The sequence below is a fragment of the Pseudomonas sp. AM4(2022) genome (assembly GCF_036346515.1).
Classification (GTDB): Bacteria; Pseudomonadota; Gammaproteobacteria; order Pseudomonadales; family Pseudomonadaceae; genus Aquipseudomonas; species Aquipseudomonas paracarnis.
In genome coordinates, this window is sequence record NZ_JAOTNW010000007.1 from 46,694 (window position 1) to 70,968 (window position 24,275).

The following is a 24,275-nucleotide window of genomic DNA, read 5'->3' on the forward strand; positions in this document are numbered from 1 at the left end:
GACTCCTCTAGACCCGGCCCAGGGCAAAGCCCTTGGCCACGTGGTTGCGAACAAACCAGATCACCAGCATGCCCGGCAGGATGGTCAACACCCCCGCCGCTGCCAGCACACCCCAATCAATGCCGGAGGCCGACACCGTACGAGTCATCACCGCTGCGATGGGCTTGGCGTTGACCGAGGTGAGCGTGCGCGCCAGCAGCAGTTCTACCCAGGAAAACATGAAACAGAAAAACGCCGTCACGCCGATACCGGAGCCGATCAGCGGGATAAAAATCTTCACGAAGAACTTGGGAAAACTATAGCCGTCAATGTAGGCGGTTTCGTCGATTTCCTTGGGCACACCAGACATGAAGCCTTCCAGGATCCATACCGCCAACGGCACGTTGAACAGGCAATGGGCCAGGGCAACGGCAATGTGCGTGTCGAACAACCCGATGGAGGAATACAGCTGGAAGAATGGCAGCAGAAACACCGCCGGCGGCGCCATGCGGTTGGTCAGCAGCCAGAAGAACAAGTGCTTGTCACCCAGGAAGCGGTAGCGCGAGAACGCATACGCCGCCGGTAGCGCCACGCTCAGGGAGATCACCGTGTTCAGGCTCACGTAGTACAGCGAGTTGAGGTAGCCGGTGTACCAGCTCGGGTCGGTGAAGATCACCTTGTAGTTGGCCAGGGTGAAGTCCTGGGGAAACAGGGTCAGGCCGCCGAGGATTTCTGTGTTGCTCTTGAAGGACATGTTCAGCAGCCAGTAGATCGGCACCAGCAGGAACAGGATGTAAACCAGTAGCGGAATAACTTTGCGTTTGCTCATGTTGGCGGCCTCAGCGGTTGGCGTCGGAATGGGTCATGGCGGTGTAGAACAGCCAGGACACCAACAGGATGATCAGGAAGTACACCAGGGAAAACGCCGCCGCCGGGCCCAGGTCGAATTGGCCGACGGCCATCTGGGTAAGCGTCTGACTCAGGAAGGTGGTGGCATTACCCGGCCCGCCGCCGGTGAGCACGAAGGGTTCGGTGTAGATCATGAAGCTGTCCATGAAGCGCAGCATCACCGCGATCAGCAGTACGCTTTTCATCTTCGGCAACTGGATATGTCGGAACACCGCCCAGGCCGATGCACGATCAATCCGCGCGGCCTGGTAGTACACGTCCGGAATGGCCCGTAGACCTGAGTAGCACAGCAGCGCCACCAGTGAGGTCCAGTGCCATACATCCATCACCAGCACGGTGACCCAGGCATCCATGGTGTTGGCAGCATAGTTGTAGCTGATGCCCAAGGCGTTGAGGGTCGAGCCCAGCAGGCCGATGTCGGCACGGCCAAAAATCTGCCAGATAGTGCCGACCACGTTCCACGGAATCAGCAAGGGAATGGCGAGGATGATCAGCACCAACGAGGACCAGCGGCCCTTGGTGGGCATGGTCAGGGCGATGGCGATGCCCAGCGGGATCTCGATCAACAGCACGCAGGCCGAGTAGATGAACTGACGCAGCAGCGAGTCGTGCAGGCGCGGGTCGAGCAGCACCTGCTTGTACCAGTCGGCCCCGACGAAATAGCGGCTGGATTGGTCGAAAATGTCCTGCACCGAATAGTTGACCACCGTCATCATCGGGATCACCGCACTGAACGCTACCAGCAGGAACACCGGCAACACCAGCCACCAGGCCTTGTTGTTCTGCACCTTGTTCATGGCGCCACCTCCAGCAGGTAATCGTCGGCGTAGAGCATCAGCCATTGCGCCGGGAAGCTGATGGAGGCCTTCCCTTCCGGCACCGGCTTATCCTCGGCCAGGCGCACCTTGAGGGTGGCGCCATCGAGGTTGAGGGTCATGATCTTGTAGGTGCCAAGATCTTCCACATGGGCGACGTCGGCTTGCAGGGCGTCAGGGTTGTACTCGTCCCACACGTGGATAAATTCCGGACGAATGCCGACCTGGAGCTTTTTGTAGTCGGTGGTGTTGAGACGTTGCTGCATCGCTTCGGACAGCGGCAACAGGGTATTGGCGAACCCTACACCGCCAGCGTTGACCTGCACCTCAATCAGATTCATCCCAGGGCTACCGATGAAGTAACCGACAAAGGTGTGGCTGGGCCGCTCGAACAATTCACGCGGCGTACCGAACTGCACGATCTGCCCGCCGTACATCACCGCGATTTTGTCGGCGAATGTGGAGGCTTCCAGCTGATCGTGGGTGACGTAGACCATGGTGATATTGAACTGCTCATGGATCTGCTTGAGCTTGCGCCGCAGTTTCCACTTCAGGTGCGGGTCGATCACCGTCAGCGGCTCATCGAACAGAATGGCCGACACGTCATCGCGCACCAGGCCACGGCCCATGGAGACTTTCTGTTTTTCATCGGCGGTGAGGTTGCGGGCTTTTTTGCTCAGCAGGTTTTGCAGGTCGAGGACTTCGGCGATCTCCTGCACCTTGCTATGGATTTTCGCTTCGGCCATACCCTGGTTGCGCAGCGGGAACGCCAGGTTGTCGAACACCGTCATGGTGTCGTACACCACCGGGAACTGGAATACCTGGGCAATATTGCGCTTTTCCGGGGTCAAGTCGTTGACCACTTGGGTATCGAACAGTACCTGGCCTTCGGACGGGCTGAGCAGGCCGGAAATGATATTGAGCAGCGTGGACTTTCCGCAGCCTGACGGCCCGAGCAGGGCGTAGGCACCGCCCTGCTCCCACACATGGTTCATTTCCCGAATGGCGTAGTCTTCTGGCCCTGTAGGCGTAGGGCTGTAGCTATGGGCCAGGTTGCGCAAATGAATCTCGGCCATCAGGCAACCCTCGCAACACGGCGCCCGGGGGCCTGGACCAAGCGGCCCTGACCATCGAACACAAACAGTTTATGGGTGGGGATATACACGCGGATCGGCGCGTCCACGTCGTACTCATGCACCCCCGGCAGGTGCAGCACCAACAGGAAGTGCTCACTGCGCACATGCAGGAAGGTTTCCGAGCCGCTGATTTCGGCGACTTCCACGGTCACCGCCAGCTCCAGGTCATCATCGTTACTGGGTACCAGGCTGATATGGCTGGGGCGCACGCCAAAGCGGAATTCGCCTTCGCCGATAGGACGCAGGTCAACATTGAGTGGGAAATGCACGAAGTTGGCGAAACTCACTTCGTTACCGCTGATGCGCCCTGGCATCAGGTTGATCGGCGGCTCGGAGAACAGCTCAGCGGCGAGGACGGTTTGCGGCTGGTGGTAGACCTCGGCGGCCTTGCCGCTTTGGATCACCCGCCCCTCGTGAAGAATGGTGGTGGTGCCACCCAAGGCCAAGGCCTCGTTGGGCTCAGTGGTGGCATAAATGGCGATGGTGTGGCGCGCCTTGAACAGTTCGCGCATTTCCTGGCGCAGCTCTTCGCGCAGTTTGTAGTCCAGGTTGACCAGCGGCTCATCGAACAGAATCAATTCGGCGTCTTTGACCAGGGCGCGGGCCATGGCGGTGCGTTGTTGCTGGCCACCGGACAATTCCAGAGGGTGGCGCTGCAGGAATTTCTCGATGCGCAGCATCTTGGCGGTTTCCAGCACCTTGCTCTGGATCACCTCTTGGGACACACCGGCCTGACGCAACGGCGAGGCGATGTTCTCGAATACGGTCATGGTCGGGTAGTTGATGAACTGCTGGTAGACCATCGACACATTGCGCAGGCGCACCGGCTTTTGCGTGACATCCACGCCGTTCATCAGGATGCGGCCGCTGTCGGGCTTGTCCAGGCCGGCCATCAGGCGCATCAGGCTGGTCTTGCCCGACAGGGTACGACCGAGCAGGACGTTGAAAGAACCGGCTTCGAACCGCAGGTTGGCGTCGTCGATCCAGGTTTGGCCGTCGACAACGCGGGAGACATGTTCCAGGGTCAATGACATGACACGACCTTTTTTATTATTGGAATGAATCTGGTCCGTTGTCAGAGCGAGTTTCGTGCCAAAACCGCAAGCGCTTGATGTGTAAGGAAATGGGCGAATCATGATGTTCAGGAGTGAACAATCCGGCTGAACAACTGAACACTGCCGGGGTTGACAATGAACAGTTGTGAACAACACTTTATGCGCGACGAGGATCAAATGTGGGAGCGGGCTTGCCCGCGATGGCGGTGCATCAGTTTGTAGATGCTGTGCCTGACCCTCTGCCATCGCGGGCAAGCCCGCTCCCACATTATTCGATGTCTGACGTTAGATGGCGCAAGACCCGACAACAATAATAAAGAAGGTCGCACGATGGCCGAACCCTTGACCCACGACACCCTTATCCAGGAATCCTGGCGCCGTTGCCGCGCCTACGGCCTGGACCACCAGAGCACCCCCAGCTTTGACCAACTGCCCGCCGAGGGCATTCGCCATCTCCTGGAAAGCCAGCATTCCCTGGTACAGACCACCCACCAGGAAGTGTTGCCCTACTACGAGAACATCCTCAGTAATTCCAACTGCCTGATCATGCTGGCCGACAATCAGGGCCAGGTGCTGACCTCTTGGGGCACCCAGCGGTTTATCGAACCCACGCTAGCCCGTGGCTTCAGCCCCGGCGCCAGCTGGATGGAGCGCGCCAGCGGCACCAACGCCATCGGCACCGCACTGGCCTGCGCCCAGGCCGTGCATATTGAACACGATGAACACTTCTTGAAGGCCAACCGCTTCATGACCGGCTCCGCGGCGCCGATTTTCGACGCCCAGCGCGAAATCATCGCCGTGCTGGATGTGTCCAGCGACAGTTACCTGCCGCCCTCCCACACCCTGGGTATGGTCAAGATGATGAGCCAGACCGTGGAAAACCGGCTGATCCTCAACCTGTTTCGCGGCGAACACTTCCAACTGACCTTTAACACCGGCTTGAGCAACCTCGACAGCCAATGGGCCGGCCTGCTGATCTTTGATGAAAGCGGCCAGGTCCTGTCGGCCAATCGGCGTGCGGATAACCTGCTGGGCATCAGCCTCTCGCGGGTGATGATCGACAGTCTGTTCAAGGTGTCGCTGCTGGAGTTGCTCAACCAGCCCGAAGGGTTGCCGTTTGCGTTGCAGGCGGCTGGGCGTAACCGCTTCCAGTGCCTGTTGAAGCGCCCCAAGCAGATGCCGGTGCAGGCCCGGGTGTTCAGCCAACCGCCGCCGCCCGCACCGACCGCGATCAACCTCCAGACCCTGCATTTTGGCGATGTGCGCGTGGAAAAAGCCGTGCGCCAGGCCGAGCGCCTGTTGGAAAAGGACATTCCGCTGTTGATCCACGGCGAGACCGGCGTAGGCAAAGAGGTGTTCGTCAAAGCTCTGCACCAGGCCAGTTCCCGCAGCCGACAGGCGTTGATCGCGGTGAACTGTGCGGCGATTCCCGCAGAGCTGGTGGAATCGGAACTGTTCGGCTACGAAAAAGGCGCCTTCACCGGCGCTAACCAAAAAGGCAGCATCGGCCTGATCCGCAAGGCGGACAAGGGCACGTTGTTTCTCGACGAGATCGGCGATATGCCGCTGCCCACCCAAGCCCGTCTGTTACGGGTGCTGCAAGAACGCTGTGTGCAGCCGGTGGGCAGCAGCGAGGTGTTCCCGGTGGACTTGCGCATCATCTCGGCGACCAACCGCGCCTTGCGCGAACTGGTGCAGGCCGGACGCTTTCGCGAGGACTTGTACTACCGCATCGGCGGCCTGACCCTGGAGCTGCCGCCGTTGCGCGAGCGTACCGACAAGCGGGCGCTGTTCCAGCAACTGTGGCAGCAACACCGCGAGCCGACGCAATGGGCCGGGCTGAGCACCGAGGTGCTGGAGTTGTTCGAGCAACACCCATGGCCAGGGAATTTACGCCAGGTGAGCAGCGTGTTGCAGGTGGCGTTGGCAATGGCCGAGGAGCAGCCGATCCGTGCAGAGCACCTGCCCGATGATTTTTTTGTGGATTTGCAGGCAACGGTACCGCAGTCCAAACCTGAGCACCTGGATGAACGCCTTGACCTGAGCCAGCGCCTGGAAGCGGTGGGCGGGAATATTTCCCACCTGGCGCGGGAGCTGGGGGTGAGCCGCAACACCCTGTACAAGCGCCTGCGCCAGCACGAAGGCTGATTTAACGCCAACTCCAGGAAACGCCGGTGTAGATACCACGCCCATCAGCGGGGGTGGAGCGTGCAGCGTCCATGCCTTTATCGTCGTAGCCCGGCGTGACGGTGTTGGCGTAACGGCGGTTGGTGAGGTTGCGCAGGTCGACCCAGGCTTGCCAGTCCTGCTTGGGCGCGTCGTAGCCGAAGGTGGCGCCAAGGGTGGTGTAGGCCGCCGCGTAGTAGGAATTGGCGTAGTCCACCGCTACCCGTGAGGCATGCTCGGTGTTGAGGCTGGTGTAGAAACCCGTCGGGTGGCTGTAGCGCAGTTGCGCCTGGTAATAGTGCTTGGGAATGCCGGGCAAGGTGTTGTCGCCGAAACGGTCGTCGTCGCGGTAGTGGAAGTCGCTGAAGGTGTAGGCCTGGCGCAGGTCGAGCTTACCGCTGCGGCCGCCGTCCCACAGCGGGCTGAGCAGGCTCAGTTCCACACCCTGGTGCACGGTGGGGCTGGCGTTGGATTCGGCGATGATGGCGTTGCTGGTGGCAGTCTGAGCCTGAGTCTCCACGGAGAGCAGCTCGTGACGAACTTCCGAGCGATAAAACGCCAGGTCCCATTGGCCGAGCCAGGCTTCACCGCGCCCGCCGATTTCCAGGGTGGTGGCGGTCTGATTGCGCAGCTTCACGCCTTCACGTTGCAACCCCGTGGCTGCCCCACTGCCCGGGCCAAAGTATTTGTTCGAGCCCCAAATCATCGACCACGCGTGCGGTGGTTCTACCGAGCGGCTCAGGTTGCCGTAAACCTGCAACTGCGGGTTGAAGTCGTAACGCAGGCCAATGCGCGGCGCGTAATCCCAATCATGCTGACTGAGCGGCGCCTGGCCGTCGGGGTAAGTGACTTGGGTTTCGCGGCGCGTATAGATCGCGGCAAGGCCGGTGGTCAGCCATAGATCCTCAACCAGTTCCAGTTCGTTGCCTACATGCAGCACGGTGTCGGAGCCCAGGTAGCTGTAGTCGCGGGTTTTGGTACCGGGGGCATAAATGGCGGTATTGCCCGCAGGGATGCGGACGTATTCCGACGCACCATTATTCGGCATCGCCTGGGTGGTACGCAGGCCGAGAGTGGTAGTACTCGCGTGGCCGAACAGGCTGTCCTGGCGGATGTAATTCAGGGTGCCGCTGATATCGGTGTAGGCAACTTTGAGGCGGTTCGTGCCTTCGCGCAGGTCCATGGGGTAGTCGTGATAGGCCAGCCCGACCTCGACCCGTGCGTTATCGTCCAACCGCAAGGTGGTCTTGTTGGCGATCCAGGTGGAGCCCGGTTGCAGGCGCTTTGAATCGCGGGCGGCATTGAGGCTGTTGGCGGCACGCGGATCATGGCTGATCTGGTCACGCGTGAGCCTGCCGGGAGAATCGTTGGTGGTTTCGCGGTAACGCAAATAGAAGCGCGTTTCCAGGTCCGGGTTAAAGCGGTAGCCAAAGTTGGCAGCGATGCCCTTGCCGGTACCAGCGCTTTGGTGCTGATAACCGTCGGACTCCGAATCGGTGAGGCTGATGTAATAGTCGGCGTCCCCCAGCACTTGCCCCGAACTGACTTCGCGCTGGGCATAGCCGCGACTGCCGACCTCATAGCGCACTTGTAACTTGGGTGCGTCCAAGCCGGTGCGGGTGACGTAATTGACCGCACCGCCCAAGGCCAATGCACCCTGATCGAACCCGTTGGCGCCACGCAGCACCTCTACCCTGCTTTGCCACAGCGGGTCCTTGAGCTCATAGGGCGTGCCGCCTGGGCCGGTAAGCGGCAGGCCGTCGAACATTTCATACAGGCCGGAGGCATGGGCACCGGGGGCGCGGTTCAGGCCCGAGCCACGAATGGACACCTTCACCCCTTCGTTATTGGCCGCCTTGGCGTACACACCGGCCTGGTACTTGAAGACATCCTCGTTGGTGCTGACCCGTCCTTGTTGCACGCTGTCCATATCGATGTAATTAGTACCGCCGGGCACGCTTTTGAGTTGTGCCTGGGCGATTTCTGCGGCGCTGGCCTCAGCCGTTGTGACTTCAACCGGCGCCAATTGCAGGCCTTCAGCCTGTACCAGCGAGCTGAGGGTCAAGGCGGCAAAAATAAACGGAGGGTGGCGCAGCAGCATTGGGGCAGGTCCTTGGAATCCGGGAACGTGCCGGGCCAAACCCACCACGCGAACAGTGATGGGAAGGCAGGCATGCCCGTCAGGTCACTCCTTAATGACGGACAGGGGCGTTTTAAAAACAGGATGAATCAGGTTTGGCCGTCAGGCCTTGCCAATGCCCGCATCAGGTCATCGGCATCCGACCCCGGCGGAAAGCGAAAGCCATACATTTCGTCAGTGGAGAGAATCTCCACCAAGGTGTCGCGCAACTGGACCTCCGTGGGCGAGTCACGCAATAACTTATGCGCCGGCAGCAATAACTCGGCAGACACGCCCTGGGCCGTCGCGGCGTCGATCACCGCATAGAGGATAAACCGCAAGCGTATTTCGCGATCCGTGGGCCAAACCGTTTTTCGTTTACCCAAGGGAGGGCCTCGTGTTTAAGAAAAATCCGAGGCTATTGCCCGCAGGCAGGCGTTTCAAGCCGCCGGAGGCAAGATAGGCCGCTTCCTACAGCGGAAAGGGAAACACCGCACCGATTGGTCGATGCGATGGGCCTCACTGCACCGGCAGGAAATTCATCAGCAACAGGCTTTGTGCGTAATTGAGGCCAATGCGCCGGTAACGCTCATCAAGGATTTGGGTAAGCAGGTCCAAACGCGCGACGATCTTGCCGAACTCAACGGCAAAACTGAGGTTACTGCCCTCCTCCGATATCTCGTTGGAAAACAACAGCAGCACGCCGTTGGCATCCTGACGCTGGCTGAGCAGCCAGGTGGCCTTTTCGATATTGCGCGCGGCATTGCTGACAAACTGCGGGTTGATCGAGTCGGTCACATAAAACTGCGTACGCCCACCGTGGGCGGTCACGAGCATGCTGCCAATCGCATAGATGAACGCGCCGACGCGGTCGCCGCGAAAGTCAGGGCTCAAGGAATAGCTCAGGGCTGCCAAGTCACGCCGGTCACCCAGTGCGGGCAAGGGTTGGCGATTTTCGATGGCCTGGCGGATTTGCCGGGCGGCGGTCACCGCATCCGGATACCCCGATTGACGCCACTGGTTGGGGTTGCGCAGGTAGAGCTTGCTCATCAGCAAGTAGAGGCTTTGCAGGTTGTCACGCATCCCCAAGGTGGCCATGCGGTCGACGCTGGTCTGGAAGAATTCATCGGGCTTGCCATCGCTGAACTGCCTGGCGATATCGCGACCCTGTTGTTGACTGCAACCTGTTGCGCAGAGCGCGAAAACCGCAGCAAGCAGCAGCGGCCATCGGGAGGTAAAAACAGTTGACGTTCGATCCATCGGCACCGGGTCTGATTCTGTGGGCCACCTGCGGGAGTCGGGTGGCCGGGACAGGGGTAGATCAGCAAAATGGAAAAAAGTGCAGCGGTGCGGGTCGGATCAGCATCGGCTTACAGCCACAAGGAGGTGAACGAGACCAGGGTGACCAGCAGACGAAGCCCGGCACAGGGCCGTAATGCCGCTCAGAAGGTTTGTTGTAGGAGCGAGCTTGCTCGCGAAAAAATCACAGGCGCCGCGTTCAATCAGAAAACACGCGTTATCACTGACGTTTTTCGCGAGCAAACTCGCTCCTACAACGGCATTACGGCACAGGGCCGGGCTCGTTGGCCTGAACGCCTTCAGGTCTTGGGATGCTCAGTAGCTACTGAATCGGCCGCATCTACATCCGACATATCTTCTTCAAGAGGCGCGTCGTCGTCCGGCGGCAGCGGGATATTGTCCTCGTCACGCCGCGGGTCATGCCCCGTCTCGTTATCGGTGCCCCGGGTAACCGCTTGCTGGGAAATGTTGCCTGGGGCTTTCTCGTTGATTTCCATGCTGGCACTCCGTTTATAGGCTCGGGATATCCGCGCTTAGGATTGAGAGGCTGCAACGGGATTGAGAGTGCGGGGCGTTAGACGAATGGCGTTTAGTAGGCAGTCGGCGTGAAAGAAAAACTGCTGCCGTGCTGAGAAATTCTGCGGCGAACAACGTCTCCCGGCTTCATATCAATTTCTGATTCGATGATTCTTGAGGTGCCGAAAAGCATGTATTTCGAGACACCAAGAATATGCTTGCCAGGGGCCAGCCCAAACCTGGCAACCTCCCCAGGGTGAAACTCGGCAGCCGGTTTTCCATCAATATGCAAAATAAAACGGACTTCAGCTCCGTAGATGCCCGAGTCTCTAGTCACCACCAACTGAGCCGCGTTCTTCTGCGTAAAGGCATACATTCTTGTGGATGGCACAGGGTCTGCGATGTCGGCAGATATAGGCGATGTGGAGCACCCACCAATAGCAACAAGCAGTGATGCTCCGATTAAGCCTCGCATATCGTTCCCTCGAAAAATTTTGTGCGACTTTAACATCCACGATAACCGTAACAAGCTGGCTGGTCGCTACATCTTATCTGATGGCCGTTCTACCCACCCACCGCTTGCCGCAGCAGAGCGACACCGGTCATCAATCTTCGGGATTGTTGTCAGCAAACGACTTATTCAGTAAGCCCTGAACGACACTGTCGGGATCACCCAGTAATTGCTTACTGAATGCATCTCCATCGGCTGGACGAGTCGCGAGTAGCCCCCAGGACTTTGTTCCATCTGCGTTAAAGACCACGATTAGCTGATTGTCTGCACAATCATGTGGCTTGCACATGTGGCCTACCGCAAAGCGCTTACCATCGGCCGAAACCGTCTCGACTGGCGACGCTGTGCCCTGAGCTTTACTGACCCAGTCCGGATAACTGAGCATCTCTGCGTAGGCTTTTTTGTAAGGCGCTTTGCTGGCAATCTCGGGCAGATATTGTTCAGCCCAAACGCCTTCAGACGCTAGCATCATGGAGGCACCCGCCAGCATTAAAAGGCTCAATATTTTCATTCGAATGACTCCCTCTCGCTGACTTCTCAGCCGCTTTTCACAGGTTGCACTTAAACGCTGGTATGAAGACTCGGACAGGACACTGTTTTGGAAGTTTCGACCTTCACCTAACAAACAAGCCTGAAATCATGAGGTAGGCCATGGCTGCCGTGGAGATGAGTAAATCAGTCAAGCTAAAAGCTCCGTACTGTGCTTAGTGATGAATACGCAGTGCGAGGGCACCTGCACGATGACTGCTCCATACGGATCCAGTAAGACAGCATAGTCTTGTAGAAAACGTGGTGTGATGACGACGGTCATTTGCTTGCTGTACTTTCGACCCACACCCCACTTACGGATGAGTATCATGAATGACGATTTGAAGCAGTCAGGCTCTACTACTACATCACAAGCCACTACCTCTCTAGAGCAGGTCAAAACCGGCAGAGTCCTGGATTTTACCTGGGCGCCAAACGCCAACACCACGACCACCATCGTCTCGGCAGACTTTGTCGACTACAAAGTCGATACTGCCCAGGGCAGCCCCACTGGCGACAGCCATTCCATTGCACGATTTACCTATGTCCAGGGCAAAGGCGGTGGCCAGATCAGCCAACTCTTTCTGGAAGAAATGCGTGCCGGTGTACGTGCCAATACCCAGATCGGGTTGATGGTAGGACGCAAATGGGTTTTGGATCCCAACGGGGAAGTCTCCGGCAGCATCGGTACTTATGTGGTCGAGCAATTCGACGACATGCGCGCCAGTGTGAATTATGTCGGCTCCTTCGCTCGGGTCTTCGCTGATCCGAGGATGGTCAGCTACCACGCTGGCGGACATGTGCACACCAATGTCTCTATTACCGGCAGCAGGCCCTTGACCATGTCGGATTCAGGCAAGTCGATCCTCGTCATCAGCGATACAGATGTCACGCTGACAATCGGTGAGGATGTGATTGAAGGGTTCAAGGTGAATTTAATCCAGGCGGCGGCCGGCAAGGTCAACATCGCCGTATCCAGCAGCCATGTGATCTACAGCAACGCTGGAAACCGCACGCACACGCTCAATCCACTGGATGAGCTGGAAGTCAGTACCTTCCCATTCGGGCCGGTGTTTCTGGCCTTTCGAGTCAGGCCTATGGCATGAATAGCCCGGCATAACCCAACCCCAGAAACGCAAAAGCCCCGCTTTCGCGAGGCTTTCGTGTAAATCTTGGCGGGAAACCAGGGATTCGAACCCTGGAGACGCTATTAACGTCCGCCGGTTTTCAAGACTGCCGAGTTAACTATACAAATCAACACATTAGCTACTGATAGTTTCCGCATGTAGCCATTTTTAGCTGACCTGTAAGCCGCGCAGATCAAGGGGCGCGCATCGAGTTGCGGAAACGATTTCCCCTTCCCCGGCGTCCTGCCGACCGAACAAAAACACCTATTTGCATGCCACCGACCAAAGCTGATCAAGCCTCGTCGTATAGCTCTGACTCATCATCTCCCGCCGCACGCCCCATTCATGGTTCGTCTGCACGCTGCCCGATCGCAGAGCTCCCCCTCCCCATCGTCCATTGATCTAATCCAGCACCGCCATCAACCTGGATGCTTCCGCTTGCTGCGACGCCGCGAATAGATCATCGGTGTACTCGCCTGGCTGGCAGTGTGGGTCTCAACAGCAGCACGTCACGTTCAGTCATACGGCCTGTGATGGATGCCACGGGGCAGGCGCTTGACTTGAACAGAATGAAGGGATGCAGCACCACGAGGATTTATAGGACAAGCTCTCTGTCAGGATCGATCCTGAGAAAATCGGCGGTAGGCTTTTTGTGAAGTCTACCGTCAACTATCCTCCTCCAGCTATTCAGGTGTTTCTGCCCTGGTCCCAGTGATTTCGGAGCCCGTGCTTTCGGAGTAGTCCATTTGAATTTTTCTCTCACCTGTTTCAGTCTCAATAACTCTTGCTGATACACTGTCATTGCCACCGGCAGTTTCCCCCATATATGTGTCAAGGCGCTCCATGTAGCCCAGCTCTTCATCGGTAGGCTGAACCTCAACTTCTTCTGCAGTCGCTACTGCGCAAAAAAGCATGGATACAATCAAAATGTATGCCGATTTTTTTGTGATATTCATTTTTCACCTACTTTAGTTTTCCATGTAAAAGTTTGCTATAGAAGGTCCATTGCTTTCTGTTTCCTTCCTCCTTAGCGGTGCTTGAACATTTGGTGAATGTATCTCTAACCTGCTCGATCCCCAATGAGTAGTCCTTCATGGCAGAAATGAATTTGCTGTTAAAAATTATTGTTGTCGCAATCAGTTTTATGTCTGCTGATGGCAGATCACAGACTGAGGAGTTTGGCTGTGTGTAGCAGCTGACGTGGCTCGTGTAAGCAATTTTCTTTACCTCTTGGCAATTGCACGATTTTGTATCCGTGAATGGTATCGACGGTACAATAGCCTCCTGCAAACAGCGCAATGTATTATCGCGCCATTGATTTCCGTTTGAGGTAAACGAGTGCTCATTTAGGAAAGCGTCACAGTATTGCTTGCCAAAAGACATCAGATACTCCTCATCGCTGCCAGTGCAATTGCAGTACTTATTGAAGCAGGAATCATAAACGTCACAGCTTGGGGTTATTGAGTTTACGCAGTTGGCCATTACAGGGACGCATGCAAATAACAAAAATATCCCAGCTATTAATCGCATGATGCGAACCTCTATTTTTCATCACCATATATTAGTAGCAGAGGGAAGCTTACTTTATATCAATTTGAACTAGGGCTAGCTTCTGATTGGAATTGAACTGGAGTTGGAGCTTTCAATTTTCAATGCCCGCCCCCTCTTTGCAGATTCTTTTGGAGCGTAAATGTATGACGATTACTACTAAGGGAACCGTGACCAGCAGCATCCCAAGCCTCGGCCAAAAATAACAGGGCGCAAGCCAGGGGTGGCCGTGGCCCTCTAGTGATTCAGGGTCGACAAGGCCGCGGACAATGTGGAACAAAGGGCAGGAACTGCCCAATAGCCTAGTCTCCTCCTGAGCGGCTCGGCCGATTACCAATTCATAATGGCCAGCTCTCCAGTCACGGCGACTTTCCCCTGCCTCGGGTTCGCGGTGCTGTAGCGGATATCCATCGATTCCATACGAAAACGCTCAAACGCCCGCCGGATATCTGGATGATCGTTGATGCTTACCATCATCTTGCCCTGGCAGGTCCGCATGAAGTCGGCCATTCGCTCGTATTCCTCAAAGCCAAATCCGACCCCGTAGCCTGCCGTCTGCCAATATGGCGGGTCCGTGTAGTGGAAGGTGTGCGGTCGGTCGTACTTCTTGGCACACTTCAGCCAAGGCAGATTCTCGACGTAGGTGCCGGAAAGACGCTGCCAAGCTTGCGATAGATTTTCTTCGATTCGCAGCAGGTTGATTGGCCGCCCGGTTGTGGCAGTGCCGAACGTCTGGCCCGTGGCGTTAGCTCCAAATGCGTGGTGCTGGAGGTAGAAGAACCTCGCCGCCCTCTGGATGTCCGTCAGCGTTTCGGGCACCGCCATCTTCTGCCATTCGAAAATCTGCCGAGAGCTAAGCGCCCACTTGAACTGGCGCACAAACTCCTCGAGGTGGTGCTGAACAACGCGGTACAGGTTCACCAGGTCGCCGTTGATATCGTTAAGCACCTCCACCTTTGCAGGCTCTTCGCGCTTGAAGTAAAGCGCTGCGCCGCCGGCGAACACTTCAACGTAGCACTCGTGCTCAGGGATCTTCCCGTCTAGGTTGGTGACTTTTGTGTCGAGGCTGGTGAGCGCCTGAGCGGTACCTTCAAATGCCTCGACCACACCCAAGCGTGGCGACTTGATTGAGTCCTACCAGCTGGAAGTGACCGACACCCGCGATGGCACGACCGTAGAGATCTCAGTACCGACGAAGAAGCTCATTTCAGCTCATAGCATGAAGAGCATTCTGCTCGGCCGAAAATTGTTCTACTCCGTCACGCAGCGCAAGCACGCGAGAATTCTGAGCGAGATGTTCGATCAGCAGTTGCCTGAAGAAATCAAAGACTAGCTCGGCCCGCGGGCTGTTTTCGATCAAAACAAGGAGCGTTGAATGTCATGCTGCGGATGGATCTACAACCTCTTTAGAAAAACTCCGGAAAAATCAGACCCACCGTTGTCACCAGCAAAGCACGCGCAAAACATTCGTAATGCGATTCCTGCAGCCTGCCAAACCATAAAGGGGCTTCAAGATCTGAAGGTCGTCATTTCTAGGTATACAACCGAAGACCCAGAACTATTCAACGCCATCAACAGGACCTTACCCCTCACTGCGCCATCCTCTATTGGGGATTTTGACTTGCTGGGGCAGATTTGCGACATGATCGCAGATCATACTGAACGCGCGAAAATCCTTAAAACGCTTGAGTGGGCGAATTATTAGTACTACGGGCGATGGTACAGACGCAAAAAGCCCAGCGCGGAGCTAGATTCATTGATCAATATTCCAACTCGCTGTCTTGATGCTTCAAGCCATCTCTCAAAAGAGCGACGACACGCTCGGCGCCTCCACCGTAAATGAGAGTGTCGTAAGCGAATTCTGACTGCCGGTAGTGGCCGTTAAGTGTCTCAAGAACCGCACAGATTGAATCCAGGGCCGCTTTGATCTTTGTACGGCTGGCAGGCGGCAGCGGTTTAGCAGAACCCCTTTGGACATGCAGCAGATCACTGTGAGCAATACGTTTGTTGCGGTGATCGCGTGCAAATTTCGTCGCATCCAGCGCATCCTTGAGCGCATCGTTCACCTGTCTCCGAACGTTCAAATCACTGACAAGCGGCGGGATCGCTCGAATGGAAAGGTTTTTCTGAGATTTGTTCTCAGGCGAATCGGTAAGCCTTGATACCCCAAGCATCACAGCATCCAAAAACTGCACCTGCACAATGCCGAAGAAGGAAGGTGCTGAGCTATTCAAAACCTGCACGGTTTCTTCATTCACACCGAACAACTGCTCGAATTGCTCCCACAAAATCAGAACTTCCACTAGCTGATCGTTGAGGTCGCAATACAAAACACCAAGCTCCCCACCCATACTTTTGACGCACTGAACCCGCTTTTCGTCCTCGCTGATCACTGACGGCACTCCTTCCTGTTTGAAGAGGCCGCGGAGCCTGCCATGCCGTTAGCTAGGATGCCACCCTGTCCACCCATCCAGCATGGATGGAATGCCAGTAGCGGGTGCGCGCTTCTACGTAGTAGCGTTGTGCCAACACACGCCGTCGCGAGCCGGCAACAGAGCGTTTTTTTGAGGCCAGCCATTGACCCCCGCCGCTTCTTCGTATGGAGGTGTATCCAGCGTGAACCGTGGGTGCTCAGCATCTGACAGAGGAATCTCTTTGATATTTCCCTGTAAGTATTTCGCGGCCAATACCAAGAAGGTTTCTAATTCTGTTTCGAAATCAACAAAATTCCCGTCAAGGAATGCTCTTCCACGCCGATCATAAGATTTACACCTACTAAAGCTATTTACCCGAAGCACTTCAACCATAAAAACCTCCAAGGAACTTGTCAGAAATGAATGGAATCACCAAAACCAAAAATATTTTAGATACAACAACCGCCCTTATCGAAACCACCGAAGCAGGAGGGGCGTCACGCGGGACTGGATTTATGTTCGCGATAAACATGGGTGAAAATGATATAGCGCCGCTACTCATCACAAACAAGCACGTACTGAAAGACGCAAAAAAACTATCAATAAAGTTCTCCCTTTCTTCCCTATCTGACCATACGCAAAAAATAGGTATTGCGGAATACATACTACAGGAAGGACTGAACAGTATAGTTTTCGAACACCCTGACAGCGATATAGATCTCGCGGCCATAAACATTGCCGCCTTGTTGCAAAACTTAACGGACTCAGGATACTCAGGCCATGGAAACATGTTCTCTGAGAATGATATCGCGGAAAAAGAGATCCTAAGTACGCTAGGCTTAGCCGAAACCGTTGTCATGGTTGGCTATCCAACCGGGCTCTCTGACGAAAAACACAACCTACCAATTATACGGCAGGGAACACTGGCTAGTGACCCGAAAATTGACTTTAATGGGCGTCGGCATTTCGTAATTGATTGTGCATGCTTTCCTGGATCAAGTGGAAGCCCAGTTGTTTTGAAAGAAACTCAGTCCATTCATGAAGACCAAGGCAATTTAATCTTCAAGCGCCGCCCCAACAAATTAATCGGGATTTTATATGCCGGACCTATACACACTAGCAAGGGCAAAATTGTAATTAGAAACATTCCGAGCAATGCCGACGACTTTGCACAGGTAGATCACATGATAAATCTCGGATATGTAATACCAGCAAAGCACATTTTGGCGCTCAAGAATATGATGACATTGAGACCTGCAGGTCAGACAATAAACTTCAACAGAACAATAACAATGTTCTAAATGTGTATTGCGCTTCCAATGAACGTATTGGCCATTTGACTTATTGCTCATTTTACGTGCTTGTGCCTGAGGATCAGGAGCCTCGCGCACTCTCCCGCTGCTCCGCCATCACCTGAAGGGCTTCGGCCTCCATTCGCCGGAAGTCGCTGAAAATAGTTTGTCGCTGGCTGATCGGCACGCCACACATCCGAATCACACCGGAGAGAACGCTGTAGTCCATGCCTGTTGCGCCGCACGCGCCTGTGCGCCACTGGGTGCTCATGGCTTCGAAGACCTTGAAGGCGTCCCAGTTGTCGGGCCAGATGCCGACTTCCTTGTCGGGTATATCCTGGCGGGACAAGCCGAAGGCCATCAGGTCTGCATCTGACGGCCCTGGTTCATACAGCGCGCGGGAGGCGCTTAGGAGTTTCCCAGGCGAGCTTCGCTGAAGGCTTCGGCGTACGCGTTCAGCACTGCCTTAGGTGCTGAGTTGATGGAGTTGACGAGGGTGCGCACGTTTTCAGGCGTGAACTTTTCTTCAATATCCCAACCGACGACCACATCCAGCAGTTGGTCTGCTTGCAGGGCGATCTGGGCGGCAGTGAAAGCCTTGAGGTCCATGTCGCCGAGCTGCTTACTCAATTCGTCGTGCCGCTCGTTCCAGCCGGTATACAGCTCGGCCAGCGCGGTTCGGTCCAGGTACTTGAACTCGAACTCCACCTTTTCAGCGTTGTACCCGGCCCGCTGGATCATCACCGGCGCTTTGAAGGTCGGCTTCTGGATCAATTTGAACTTAGCCATGGGTTACACCACGGCTGCATAGCGAGTTGGAAGGCCAGTCAGGTCAACGCTGATAACACGGGTCATCAGGTTGTTGCGTGACATGGTCGGCGTCGCAGTGATCGACACGCAGCCGTTGTAGATAATGCTGCTACCGCCCGGGAGGTTCAGGCGTAGCAAACGAGGCTGTTTGTCGTCGTCTGCCGCCTCGCAAACAGCCACATAGGGCTTCGACGGATCGTCAGCGACAGTGTAAGTCAGCGTGATTGGATTCTTGGTGGTCGGCATCTGGCGGTCGTTGTCGTCGGCCACAAAACCAAAGGTAAGGAACTGCTGATCGCCACAGGCCGAGTTCATTTCGGTGACCTGCGAGATCTCGGTGAAGGCCGTCACCTCGCGGACAGTGCCGATACCGGAGCCCGCTGGGTACTGCTGAACGTTGGTAGTGTTCACACTTTCCAGGGCGAAGGTTCCGCTGGCAATTACCCCCACACGGACACCGCGACCGTCGAGGCGAGTCCAGCCGGAGTTAACTGCGATCACATCACCTTCGGCAAGACCATGTGCTGCTGCGGTCGCAATTGCAGGATTGGCATTGGTCAGCGCGGTGAACGGGATTGCATCGCCGTAAGTCGATGCAATTTCAAGTGTTGCGCCGTTGGGCATTTGGATGCCGGCCATTGGTGTTTCCTCTTTTCAGAAATGACAAAACCCGCACATAGGTGGGTTTCGGGGTTTGCCCAACGGGCGGATTAGAACGTGTCGGCTCGATACTGAAACGACAGAGGCAAGGTACTCGTAGTCTCGCCCTGGATGGATGCGGCCGTGGCCATGGGCGAGCGGACGTAAACCGTGAAGTCCGCTTTCGTCAGTGGCAGGTTGTTCGGGTACAACTGTGCGATCTCTTCGGCAATCGCGCCGGCGGCGCCAGTGCCCGAACCTGACGCTGTGACCACGCTGACCTGAAATACACCTCGATAGGAGACGTGCTTGCCGGCCAAGTCCTCGCTGTCGGTATTCCCTGGCATCAGGTACGCCCTCAGGTAGGTAGCCCCTCCGGCTGGCGGTGTGAATGTCACGCCTTCATACGCGATCACCAGCTTTGGCGTACGTGCGTCAGCCCAGGCCTTCAGGCGTGCCTCGAACAGACTTCGGATGATTCGATCGCTCATGCTGAAAGCTCCGAGACGGCTTTATTTATGAACATCTGAAATTCCGTCACGGTGATCTGCACCATTCCGGCCGGGGCCTGGTTGGACCAGCCTTCGTACTCAAGCCGTGGGCCGTATGGGAGATTGTTCATGATCCAGATTTTCCCGACGCCGATCTGGTAATGCTCAAGAACGCCCTTGCCAATGGCTTTGGCAGCAGAGCCAGTTGGGTCGACAAGGTCCAGCATGCCGGTGGCGCCTACCTTTGACGTGGCGGCCCACCTGGTGGGAATGACGAATCGCCATGTTCATGATGCGGTCGGTCATGCCGTTGCGCAGCATGTCGCTGGAGCCCGCCTCGTTGACTTTAAACAGGCCAGACTGCTTGCCGCGCATGTTGCCGATGGCGGAATGCCCCAGAACCAGCTGCAGATCGTTGGTAGGCGCACCATTCTGCTCCAGTACGCCCAGGACGCCAGCGAAGTCGGACAGATCTGCTGCGGTACCGAATGGCGTAGTGCCGGCGGTGCCGACGGCGCGGGATGCGTTGCGGTAGGCCTCAACCCATAGATCCTTCTCGATCTCGTTCACCAGAGTGCGCATCGCTTGGTAGAAGCGATCAGCCTGAATGGACGAGAAGGTGCCCGCGTTTTGCAGGCCCTTGGTCTGCTCACCGTTCCAACGAACCGGAACGTGCTTGCTCTTGGTGATGGCCACGGCCACGTTGTCAACGGCGGTATCGCCAGTATCTGGAGCGGTTACGCCGGGGATGTTGTCAGCGACAGCTTCTGCGCTGGTGATCGGGACCAGTACGTCCTGACCGATACCATCGCGACAGTTGGCGATCAAACAACAGGTTGCCGGTGTTGGCCTTCATGACGGCAGCCTCGCGATCAGATCGGCCAGTAGCTGGGCGTTGGAGTTGCCGCCGCCTTTCTCGATGAGCTTGAGCTCAGCACGTCGCTTCTCGACCTCAAGACGCTTCAGCTCAGCATCAAGCTCGGCATGCCCCGGCGCAGTGAACATACCGAGGTGTCGGCCAATATCTACCAGCGCGCCCTTCTTGTCGTGCAGCTTGACCTTCAGCCCATCACGGCCTTGAGATACCTCAGCAATAGCTGCTGCTGTTGAGTCGTCCACCTCGGTTGAGTCGATCAGTGCCAAGCCGTGGTACGGAACCATGTCCTCAGGGGCGTCATCCTCCCTGTCGACCATGCGGACCTGCGTCTCTCCCCAGCGGATGACCTTACGGATGTCGCTGAAGCCGATCTTCGCCAGTTCGCGAAGCACCATATCTTGGGTGATCTCGGTGCGGGCCGACCTTGACTGCATGCGCTTTTCGAGCGCTGCCTTGATGTCAAGTTTTGACAAGTTCTGATCTGCTATCTGCCGCGCCGTCTTCTTGCTGTACCCCGCGCGGATAGCTGCTTGCGTGGCATTCAGGTCTATCAGGTACTCATCGACGAAGCGCTGCTGTTTTGCTGTCAGCGCCATAGGGGTTCCTTGAGACTTTGATGCCTCGCTTGGGTAGGACTTGAAATGATGGCTGGATGCCAGTATCAGTACGCGCCGCGGGAGGCGGTGCCGGACGAAAATCTAGGAATGAAGATGAAAAAGCCACAAGCTGACTTTGAATACATGCACGACCTTCTCAACGGCTTCTTTAAAATGCCCAATATTCGGTCAGCCCTACGAGTCATCCAGGAGCAGCAGATAACCGGATGGGAAATTTGGTTTCAGGTCGAATTCGCACGCTTCCTGTCAGAGCATATTTCCGAACCTGACTGGGAGCGCGAATACGCAGTTGAATTTGATTATCGCAGAGAAAAGTTGGGATATTTTTTCAAGCCAGACTTCATTATCAGAAAGAAACACTGGCCTAAAGATCGCTATGTTGCGCTCGAGATAAAGCAACATATTCAGCTAGGGAACTGCCTTACGAATATGGTCGCCGACCTCGCCAAGGTGGCCAAGATTCGAAAGTCGCAGCTAGATCTACGATCAATCTGGGCGTTGGGCATTTTCCCTTACGACCCGGCGATTGACGTGAGAGCTATGATTGAGGACAAGCTCTATGGTGTCGGGCAGCCTTATCACGAAACAAGGACGGCTACGGCACGCATCCCTCGCACTAAGTTTAGCTATGCGTTGTTTTGATAGAAGCTTGATCACGCCCACATGACCCGGATGTCTGCATCCAGTAGGTGGGCATGGTCTTCGTTGTGAATGGTGCCGGTGTCGGCAAGGATCTTGGTTTGTAGCCATTCCCAAACCTCTGTGGCTGGAGTCAGCCGAATACCGACGTCGGATAGCTCCGACAGCTCAATCAGTGATGCGGGAGGCATCGGTCTGTTCATTGATCACCTGATCTTTGTAGCGACAGCACGTTTAATTCAGACCGGAAAATGGTACGAATACAGCACTCAGGAGTGAATTAGGCGTGGAGGATAGGTAGCTCATTCATTACAGGCGATACGCATGAGCTACACAGAGACAATATCGAAGGCGCTTCTTGTCATCTTGATTGGACTTTACCTAATGGGGCGACTCACACCGAAAACAGTGCTGATATTTGTGCTAGGAGGCGTCACCCTATGGCAAATATTTAAACCCTAACCACAATGCAACCCGGCCCGGTAGGCGCGTTCGATTGCCTCGCAGTCGGGTTGCTTGGTTGTCATTATTGGTGGCTCAAAAAAAATATTCAAACCGCTAAAGTTCGTCGTTCTTGGGACCGTTGAATAGTGAAACTATCGAAAAAGGCAAACTCGCCGAGGATCGATATTGAAAATGAGACCGAGATGCTCTTGACCAAAACGAAACTGGCTTGCTCCGACCGTCCTTACCTTCCATTGCCTGTTCTGGGAACTGGATACCGAATTGGTGATATTCCCGCCATCGTCATTCTTAAATCAGGTTTCGCAGTAAACCTCGCCAGAGAGGGCTTGAAGCGTGTCCCGGCGGTTGATCACAACCAGCGGGTTCAAGGCGCAATCGATTTCATTCGTTCAACGGAGTCTCCCCCGTTTGAAATCGGCTCATTGATCTACACAACTGAACCGGACTTCATGTCTGGCAGGCACCGCACCCTTGCATTAGCTGTAGAAGGATTTCAGACCATACCGTTCCTAGTCTCCGAACGAGCGGCCAAACTATTGACAAATTACTGGGGTAGCAAAGAGGAGGCGCTACTCGAATATGACTTCAGCTTATGCGAAACCAAATTACTGATTGGCCACTAGCACTCTCTCTTTACCGCTATCGCTCTACCATTATGCTGGTCTGCTGCTGGGCGTACCCATGCAGGAGAGATACGACGAAGCCCTGAGGCAGGCCGGCAGCCTTGGCCGCGTCGATTGCTTTGGCAATGGCGCTGTCCAAATCGGTCAGGGCCTTGTTGATGTCCTGGCTTATCGGTAGCGCGTGGTGCAGACGGGTGACATTACTCATAAAATTACCCTGATCGAGTAGGAGGCGGATTTACATCCGCCGTCCTCTCACACCACCGTACGTACGGTTCCGTATACGGCGGTTCAGGTTATGCGATTAAGCCGGTTTATCGTATCCAGTATTGAGACCAGCCCGAGTCGATCCCAGAGCTTCTTCGGTAGCGCCTGATTCATATGTGACGCTCCCGAGTTCCACCATGGGCCTCGGCCATTGACCGCCGATTTCCACGCCCGCGCCTCGTTGATTCCCAAACGTATCAGGTTGCGCGCCCTCGTAGAGGGCCGCTTCCATTGACGCCATATGACGCAACGAAGTTTGTGACGCACCCAACCATCAAGCTCCTCAAGTGGCCGCTTGCTCTGACTCAGCTTGAAGTAGCCAGCCCAACCACGCAGCACGGGAGTCATTTGCTCAACGATATATCTCATTGAGCGGGCCCGTACCCGACGCAAGAGTTCCCTGAGTCGGTCGCGCAGGCAGTGCAGGCTTATGCTCGCTACTCTCAGCTTCGGCTGCTTATGCCAGCTCATCCCATAACCTAAGTAATCACAGGCCCAAGGCCGTGCCACACGGCTCTTTTCCCGATTCAGTGTCAGTTTCAGACGCTGAGTCAGGAAGCGCTCAACACTGGCCATGACCCGTTCGCCTGCACGATGACTGCGCACATAAATGTTCGCATCGTCGGCATAGCGCACGAAGCGATGGCCCCGCCGTTCCAGTTCGCGGTCGAGTTCGTTGAGCAGGATGTTCGACAGCAACGGCGAGAGCGGGCCGCCTTGCGGCGTCCCTTCCTGCCGTCGGCTGACGAGTCCGCCTGACATCGTCCCCGCTTCGAGATAACGACGGATCAGCGTAAGGACGCGTTTGTCTTCGATTTGACACGCAACATGGGCCATCAGGACATCGTGATTGACCCGATCAAAGAACTTCTCGAGATCAAGTTCCACGCACCAGCGGTGTCCCGCCGCTACATGGTCACGGGCGGTTTCGATGGCTTGATGAGCGCTTCTGCCCGGACGAAAACCGTAGCTGTAGTCCGAGAACAGTGGGTCGAAGATCGGCGTGAGCTGTTGCAACAGTGCCTGTTGGATCAGGCGATCCACGACGCTGGGGATACCCAGCTGCCTTGTGCCGCCTTTGGGCTTGGGGATGTCGACGGCGCGTACACCTTGGGGGTGATATTCGCCGGCCAGCAACCGAGTCTTGAGGATCGGCCAACACTGTTTCACGTAGCCCGCCAAGTCGTCGACCATCATGCCATCGGCACCCGGCGCGCCCTTGTTGCTGACCACGCGTTGATACGCACGCCTGAGGTTGGCCGGTGCTAGCACCCGCGCCATCAGCGTGTCCGGCTCCGCGTTCGTCCACGTCACAGACGCCGCCGATGTCTGCGCACTGCCAGCCGCAAACCCCGGATTCCGTCCGGGACTTGGGGGGTTACAGCCCTCTTGTGGAGAGATTTCTGCTTTCCGACATTCGACGAGACTCTGAC

Annotated in this window: 29 protein-coding genes and 3 pseudogenes; 7 read left to right on the forward strand and 25 right to left on the reverse strand. The window is 56.0% G+C overall.

All coding sequences use genetic code 11. The features are described 5' to 3' along the window. Window positions 1–7: 7 nt before the first annotated feature. From ODQ19_RS11375 to ODQ19_RS11390, 4 genes are read right to left on the reverse strand one after another with little or no spacing between them, the layout of a single operon-like run. Entirely contained in the window at window positions 8–808 is an 801-nt protein-coding gene (locus ODQ19_RS11375) for a carbohydrate ABC transporter permease (RefSeq protein WP_065885011.1), read from the reverse strand. A gap of 10 nt (window positions 809–818) precedes the next feature. Further along, window positions 819–1,685: a carbohydrate ABC transporter permease gene (locus ODQ19_RS11380; RefSeq protein ID WP_003192014.1), complete on the reverse strand. Its 867-nt coding sequence runs from the start codon at window positions 1,683–1,685 to the stop codon at window positions 819–821. Then, window positions 1,682–2,779, reverse strand: a complete 1,098-nt coding sequence (locus tag ODQ19_RS11385; protein WP_116665297.1) for an ABC transporter ATP-binding protein — start codon at window positions 2,777–2,779, stop codon at window positions 1,682–1,684. The genes ODQ19_RS11380 and ODQ19_RS11385 overlap by 4 nt, the downstream gene beginning before the upstream one ends. Continuing rightward, complete coding sequence (locus ODQ19_RS11390) at window positions 2,779–3,873, reverse strand: ABC transporter ATP-binding protein (RefSeq protein ID WP_014718865.1); 1,095 nt, start codon at window positions 3,871–3,873, stop codon at window positions 2,779–2,781. The genes ODQ19_RS11385 and ODQ19_RS11390 overlap by 1 nt, the downstream gene beginning before the upstream one ends. Before the next feature lie 351 nt (window positions 3,874–4,224). Between ODQ19_RS11390 and ODQ19_RS11395 the strand changes: the two genes are divergently transcribed. Beyond that, complete coding sequence (locus ODQ19_RS11395) at window positions 4,225–6,042, forward strand: sigma-54-dependent Fis family transcriptional regulator (RefSeq protein ID WP_330210083.1); 1,818 nt, start codon at window positions 4,225–4,227, stop codon at window positions 6,040–6,042. Between the two features lies 1 nt (window position 6,043). Here the strand turns inward: ODQ19_RS11395 and ODQ19_RS11400 are convergent, their stop codons facing one another. The 6 genes from ODQ19_RS11400 to ODQ19_RS11425 form a co-directional block, all read right to left on the reverse strand. Beyond that, window positions 6,044–8,161: a TonB-dependent receptor family protein gene (locus ODQ19_RS11400; RefSeq protein ID WP_330210084.1), complete on the reverse strand. Its 2,118-nt coding sequence runs from the start codon at window positions 8,159–8,161 to the stop codon at window positions 6,044–6,046. A 128-nt stretch (window positions 8,162–8,289) separates the two neighbouring features. Beyond that, window positions 8,290–8,565 (reverse strand): hypothetical protein, encoded by a 276-nt coding sequence (locus tag ODQ19_RS11405; RefSeq protein ID WP_330210085.1) that lies wholly within the window; start codon window positions 8,563–8,565, stop codon window positions 8,290–8,292. 133 nt (window positions 8,566–8,698) lie between these two features. Beyond that, the gene (locus tag ODQ19_RS11410) at window positions 8,699–9,439 is read right to left on the reverse strand and encodes a hypothetical protein (protein ID WP_003192025.1); all 741 of its coding nucleotides are present in this window, start codon (window positions 9,437–9,439) and stop codon (window positions 8,699–8,701) included. A 338-nt stretch (window positions 9,440–9,777) separates the two neighbouring features. Next, entirely contained in the window at window positions 9,778–9,975 is a 198-nt protein-coding gene (locus ODQ19_RS11415; protein ID WP_116665292.1) for a hypothetical protein, read from the reverse strand. Window positions 9,976–10,067: 92 nt separating this feature from the next. Next, window positions 10,068–10,505: a hypothetical protein gene (locus ODQ19_RS11420; protein ID WP_330210086.1), complete on the reverse strand. Its 438-nt coding sequence runs from the start codon at window positions 10,503–10,505 to the stop codon at window positions 10,068–10,070. Window positions 10,506–10,599: 94 nt separating this feature from the next. Continuing rightward, a complete protein-coding gene (locus ODQ19_RS11425; RefSeq protein ID WP_330210087.1) occupies window positions 10,600–11,016 on the reverse strand; it encodes an Ivy family c-type lysozyme inhibitor in 417 nt (138 codons plus the stop codon). Between the two features lie 346 nt (window positions 11,017–11,362). Here ODQ19_RS11425 and ODQ19_RS11430 point away from each other — a divergent pair, with 346 nt between their 5' ends. Next, the gene (locus ODQ19_RS11430; protein WP_330210088.1) at window positions 11,363–12,139 is read left to right on the forward strand and encodes a hypothetical protein; all 777 of its coding nucleotides are present in this window, start codon (window positions 11,363–11,365) and stop codon (window positions 12,137–12,139) included. Window positions 12,140–12,424: 285 nt separating this feature from the next. Here ODQ19_RS11430 and ODQ19_RS11435 read toward each other — a convergent pair. From ODQ19_RS11435 to ODQ19_RS11445, 3 genes and pseudogenes are all read right to left on the reverse strand, one after another. Further along, window positions 12,425–12,646, reverse strand: a pseudogene (locus ODQ19_RS11435) (DUF4113 domain-containing protein); the annotation flags it as partial. Window positions 12,647–12,843: 197 nt separating this feature from the next. After that, window positions 12,844–13,116, reverse strand: a complete 273-nt coding sequence (locus tag ODQ19_RS11440; protein ID WP_330210089.1) for a hypothetical protein — start codon at window positions 13,114–13,116, stop codon at window positions 12,844–12,846. A 922-nt stretch (window positions 13,117–14,038) separates the two neighbouring features. After that, window positions 14,039–14,737: pseudogene (locus tag ODQ19_RS11445) on the reverse strand (DNA adenine methylase); the annotation flags it as partial. 94 nt (window positions 14,738–14,831) lie between these two features. Between ODQ19_RS11445 and ODQ19_RS11450 the strand changes: the two are divergent. Together ODQ19_RS11450 and ODQ19_RS11455 are read left to right on the forward strand one after the other, a co-directional pair. Beyond that, window positions 14,832–15,041 (forward strand): hypothetical protein, encoded by a 210-nt coding sequence (locus ODQ19_RS11450; protein WP_116665287.1) that lies wholly within the window; start codon window positions 14,832–14,834, stop codon window positions 15,039–15,041. Between the two features lie 42 nt (window positions 15,042–15,083). Continuing rightward, window positions 15,084–15,413 (forward strand): hypothetical protein, encoded by a 330-nt coding sequence (locus tag ODQ19_RS11455; protein WP_116665286.1) that lies wholly within the window; start codon window positions 15,084–15,086, stop codon window positions 15,411–15,413. A gap of 55 nt (window positions 15,414–15,468) precedes the next feature. Here the strand turns inward: ODQ19_RS11455 and ODQ19_RS11460 are convergent, their stop codons facing one another. Then, window positions 15,469–16,101 carry an AbiU2 domain-containing protein gene (locus tag ODQ19_RS11460; RefSeq protein WP_256660359.1) on the reverse strand — a complete coding sequence of 211 codons (633 nt, stop codon included), beginning with the start codon at window positions 16,099–16,101 and terminating at the stop codon, window positions 15,469–15,471. A 114-nt stretch (window positions 16,102–16,215) separates the two neighbouring features. Next, window positions 16,216–16,515, reverse strand: a complete 300-nt coding sequence (locus ODQ19_RS11465; RefSeq protein WP_133298298.1) for a hypothetical protein — start codon at window positions 16,513–16,515, stop codon at window positions 16,216–16,218. A 26-nt stretch (window positions 16,516–16,541) separates the two neighbouring features. On the opposite strand from ODQ19_RS11465, the gene ODQ19_RS11470 reads away from it, so the two are divergent. Then, window positions 16,542–17,423, forward strand: a complete 882-nt coding sequence (locus ODQ19_RS11470; protein ID WP_116665284.1) for a S1 family peptidase — start codon at window positions 16,542–16,544, stop codon at window positions 17,421–17,423. A 73-nt stretch (window positions 17,424–17,496) separates the two neighbouring features. Here ODQ19_RS11470 and ODQ19_RS11475 read toward each other — a convergent pair whose 3' ends face one another. The 7 genes from ODQ19_RS11475 to ODQ19_RS11505 form a co-directional block, all read right to left on the reverse strand. Continuing rightward, entirely contained in the window at window positions 17,497–17,775 is a 279-nt protein-coding gene (locus ODQ19_RS11475) for a DUF1799 domain-containing protein (RefSeq protein ID WP_116665283.1), read from the reverse strand. A 47-nt stretch (window positions 17,776–17,822) separates the two neighbouring features. Next, on the reverse strand, window positions 17,823–18,203 hold the full coding sequence (locus tag ODQ19_RS11480; protein ID WP_116665282.1) for a phage tail assembly chaperone: 381 nt from the start codon (window positions 18,201–18,203) through the stop codon (window positions 17,823–17,825). A 3-nt stretch (window positions 18,204–18,206) separates the two neighbouring features. Next, a complete protein-coding gene (locus ODQ19_RS11485; protein ID WP_330210090.1) occupies window positions 18,207–18,863 on the reverse strand; it encodes a phage tail protein in 657 nt (218 codons plus the stop codon). A 71-nt stretch (window positions 18,864–18,934) separates the two neighbouring features. After that, window positions 18,935–19,354, reverse strand: coding sequence for a phage tail terminator-like protein (locus ODQ19_RS11490; protein WP_116665280.1), 420 nt, complete (start codon window positions 19,352–19,354; stop codon window positions 18,935–18,937). Beyond that, window positions 19,351–19,485, reverse strand: a complete 135-nt coding sequence (locus tag ODQ19_RS11495) for a hypothetical protein (protein WP_330210091.1) — start codon at window positions 19,483–19,485, stop codon at window positions 19,351–19,353. Before ODQ19_RS11495 ends, ODQ19_RS11490 begins: the two co-directional genes overlap by 4 nt. A 34-nt stretch (window positions 19,486–19,519) precedes the next feature. After that, the gene (locus ODQ19_RS11500; protein ID WP_330210092.1) at window positions 19,520–20,182 is read right to left on the reverse strand and encodes a P22 phage major capsid protein family protein; all 663 of its coding nucleotides are present in this window, start codon (window positions 20,180–20,182) and stop codon (window positions 19,520–19,522) included. Window positions 20,183–20,206: 24 nt separating this feature from the next. Next, the gene (locus ODQ19_RS11505) at window positions 20,207–20,827 is read right to left on the reverse strand and encodes a terminase small subunit (RefSeq protein WP_116665279.1); all 621 of its coding nucleotides are present in this window, start codon (window positions 20,825–20,827) and stop codon (window positions 20,207–20,209) included. Between the two features lie 45 nt (window positions 20,828–20,872). Between ODQ19_RS11505 and ODQ19_RS11510 the strand changes: the two genes are divergently transcribed. Further along, window positions 20,873–21,490: a hypothetical protein gene (locus ODQ19_RS11510; RefSeq protein WP_330210093.1), complete on the forward strand. Its 618-nt coding sequence runs from the start codon at window positions 20,873–20,875 to the stop codon at window positions 21,488–21,490. Window positions 21,491–21,504: 14 nt separating this feature from the next. Here ODQ19_RS11510 and ODQ19_RS11515 read toward each other — a convergent pair. Next, window positions 21,505–21,690, reverse strand: a pseudogene (locus ODQ19_RS11515) (putative metallopeptidase); the annotation flags it as partial. Between the two features lie 444 nt (window positions 21,691–22,134). On the opposite strand from ODQ19_RS11515, the gene ODQ19_RS11520 reads away from it, so the two are divergent. Further along, window positions 22,135–22,575, forward strand: a complete 441-nt coding sequence (locus tag ODQ19_RS11520) for a hypothetical protein (RefSeq protein ID WP_116665277.1) — start codon at window positions 22,135–22,137, stop codon at window positions 22,573–22,575. 16 nt (window positions 22,576–22,591) lie between these two features. Here the strand turns inward: ODQ19_RS11520 and ODQ19_RS11525 are convergent, their stop codons facing one another. After that, the gene (locus ODQ19_RS11525; RefSeq protein ID WP_116665276.1) at window positions 22,592–22,783 is read right to left on the reverse strand and encodes a hypothetical protein; all 192 of its coding nucleotides are present in this window, start codon (window positions 22,781–22,783) and stop codon (window positions 22,592–22,594) included. Between the two features lie 83 nt (window positions 22,784–22,866). Next, window positions 22,867–24,156, reverse strand: coding sequence for a group II intron reverse transcriptase/maturase (ltrA, locus tag ODQ19_RS11530; protein ID WP_116665275.1), 1,290 nt, complete (start codon window positions 24,154–24,156; stop codon window positions 22,867–22,869). Between the last annotated feature and the right edge of the window lie 119 nt (window positions 24,157–24,275).

What these genes read in the sequence shown, in the direction of transcription:
- ODQ19_RS11375 (WP_065885011.1), bottom strand. Translation starts at nt 808, where the DNA reads ATGAGCAAACGCAAAGTTATTCCGCTACTGGTTTACATCCTGTTCCTG.
- ODQ19_RS11380 (WP_003192014.1), bottom strand. Translation starts at nt 1,685, where the DNA reads ATGAACAAGGTGCAGAACAACAAGGCCTGGTGGCTGGTGTTGCCGGTG.
- ODQ19_RS11385 (WP_116665297.1), bottom strand. Translation starts at nt 2,779, where the DNA reads ATGGCCGAGATTCATTTGCGCAACCTGGCCCATAGCTACAGCCCTACG.
- ODQ19_RS11390 (WP_014718865.1), bottom strand. Translation starts at nt 3,873, where the DNA reads ATGTCATTGACCCTGGAACATGTCTCCCGCGTTGTCGACGGCCAAACC.
- ODQ19_RS11395 (WP_330210083.1), top strand. Translation starts at nt 4,225, where the DNA reads ATGGCCGAACCCTTGACCCACGACACCCTTATCCAGGAATCCTGGCGC.
- ODQ19_RS11400 (WP_330210084.1), bottom strand. Translation starts at nt 8,161, where the DNA reads ATGCTGCTGCGCCACCCTCCGTTTATTTTTGCCGCCTTGACCCTCAGC.
- ODQ19_RS11410 (WP_003192025.1), bottom strand. Translation starts at nt 9,439, where the DNA reads ATGGATCGAACGTCAACTGTTTTTACCTCCCGATGGCCGCTGCTGCTT.
- ODQ19_RS11415 (WP_116665292.1), bottom strand. Translation starts at nt 9,975, where the DNA reads ATGGAAATCAACGAGAAAGCCCCAGGCAACATTTCCCAGCAAGCGGTT.
- ODQ19_RS11420 (WP_330210086.1), bottom strand. Translation starts at nt 10,505, where the DNA reads ATGTTAAAGTCGCACAAAATTTTTCGAGGGAACGATATGCGAGGCTTA.
- ODQ19_RS11425 (WP_330210087.1), bottom strand. Translation starts at nt 11,016, where the DNA reads ATGAAAATATTGAGCCTTTTAATGCTGGCGGGTGCCTCCATGATGCTA.
- ODQ19_RS11430 (WP_330210088.1), top strand. Translation starts at nt 11,363, where the DNA reads ATGAATGACGATTTGAAGCAGTCAGGCTCTACTACTACATCACAAGCC.
- ODQ19_RS11440 (WP_330210089.1), bottom strand. Translation starts at nt 13,116, where the DNA reads ATGAATATCACAAAAAAATCGGCATACATTTTGATTGTATCCATGCTT.
- ODQ19_RS11455 (WP_116665286.1), top strand. Translation starts at nt 15,084, where the DNA reads ATGTCATGCTGCGGATGGATCTACAACCTCTTTAGAAAAACTCCGGAA.
- ODQ19_RS11465 (WP_133298298.1), bottom strand. Translation starts at nt 16,515, where the DNA reads ATGGTTGAAGTGCTTCGGGTAAATAGCTTTAGTAGGTGTAAATCTTAT.
- ODQ19_RS11470 (WP_116665284.1), top strand. Translation starts at nt 16,542, where the DNA reads ATGAATGGAATCACCAAAACCAAAAATATTTTAGATACAACAACCGCC.
- ODQ19_RS11475 (WP_116665283.1), bottom strand. Translation starts at nt 17,775, where the DNA reads ATGGCCTTCGGCTTGTCCCGCCAGGATATACCCGACAAGGAAGTCGGC.
- ODQ19_RS11480 (WP_116665282.1), bottom strand. Translation starts at nt 18,203, where the DNA reads ATGGCTAAGTTCAAATTGATCCAGAAGCCGACCTTCAAAGCGCCGGTG.
- ODQ19_RS11485 (WP_330210090.1), bottom strand. Translation starts at nt 18,863, where the DNA reads ATGGCCGGCATCCAAATGCCCAACGGCGCAACACTTGAAATTGCATCG.
- ODQ19_RS11490 (WP_116665280.1), bottom strand. Translation starts at nt 19,354, where the DNA reads ATGAGCGATCGAATCATCCGAAGTCTGTTCGAGGCACGCCTGAAGGCC.
- ODQ19_RS11495 (WP_330210091.1), bottom strand. Translation starts at nt 19,485, where the DNA reads ATGAACAATCTCCCATACGGCCCACGGCTTGAGTACGAAGGCTGGTCC.
- ODQ19_RS11505 (WP_116665279.1), bottom strand. Translation starts at nt 20,827, where the DNA reads ATGGCGCTGACAGCAAAACAGCAGCGCTTCGTCGATGAGTACCTGATA.
- ODQ19_RS11510 (WP_330210093.1), top strand. Translation starts at nt 20,873, where the DNA reads ATGATGGCTGGATGCCAGTATCAGTACGCGCCGCGGGAGGCGGTGCCG.
- ODQ19_RS11520 (WP_116665277.1), top strand. Translation starts at nt 22,135, where the DNA reads ATGCTCTTGACCAAAACGAAACTGGCTTGCTCCGACCGTCCTTACCTT.
- ODQ19_RS11525 (WP_116665276.1), bottom strand. Translation starts at nt 22,783, where the DNA reads ATGAGTAATGTCACCCGTCTGCACCACGCGCTACCGATAAGCCAGGAC.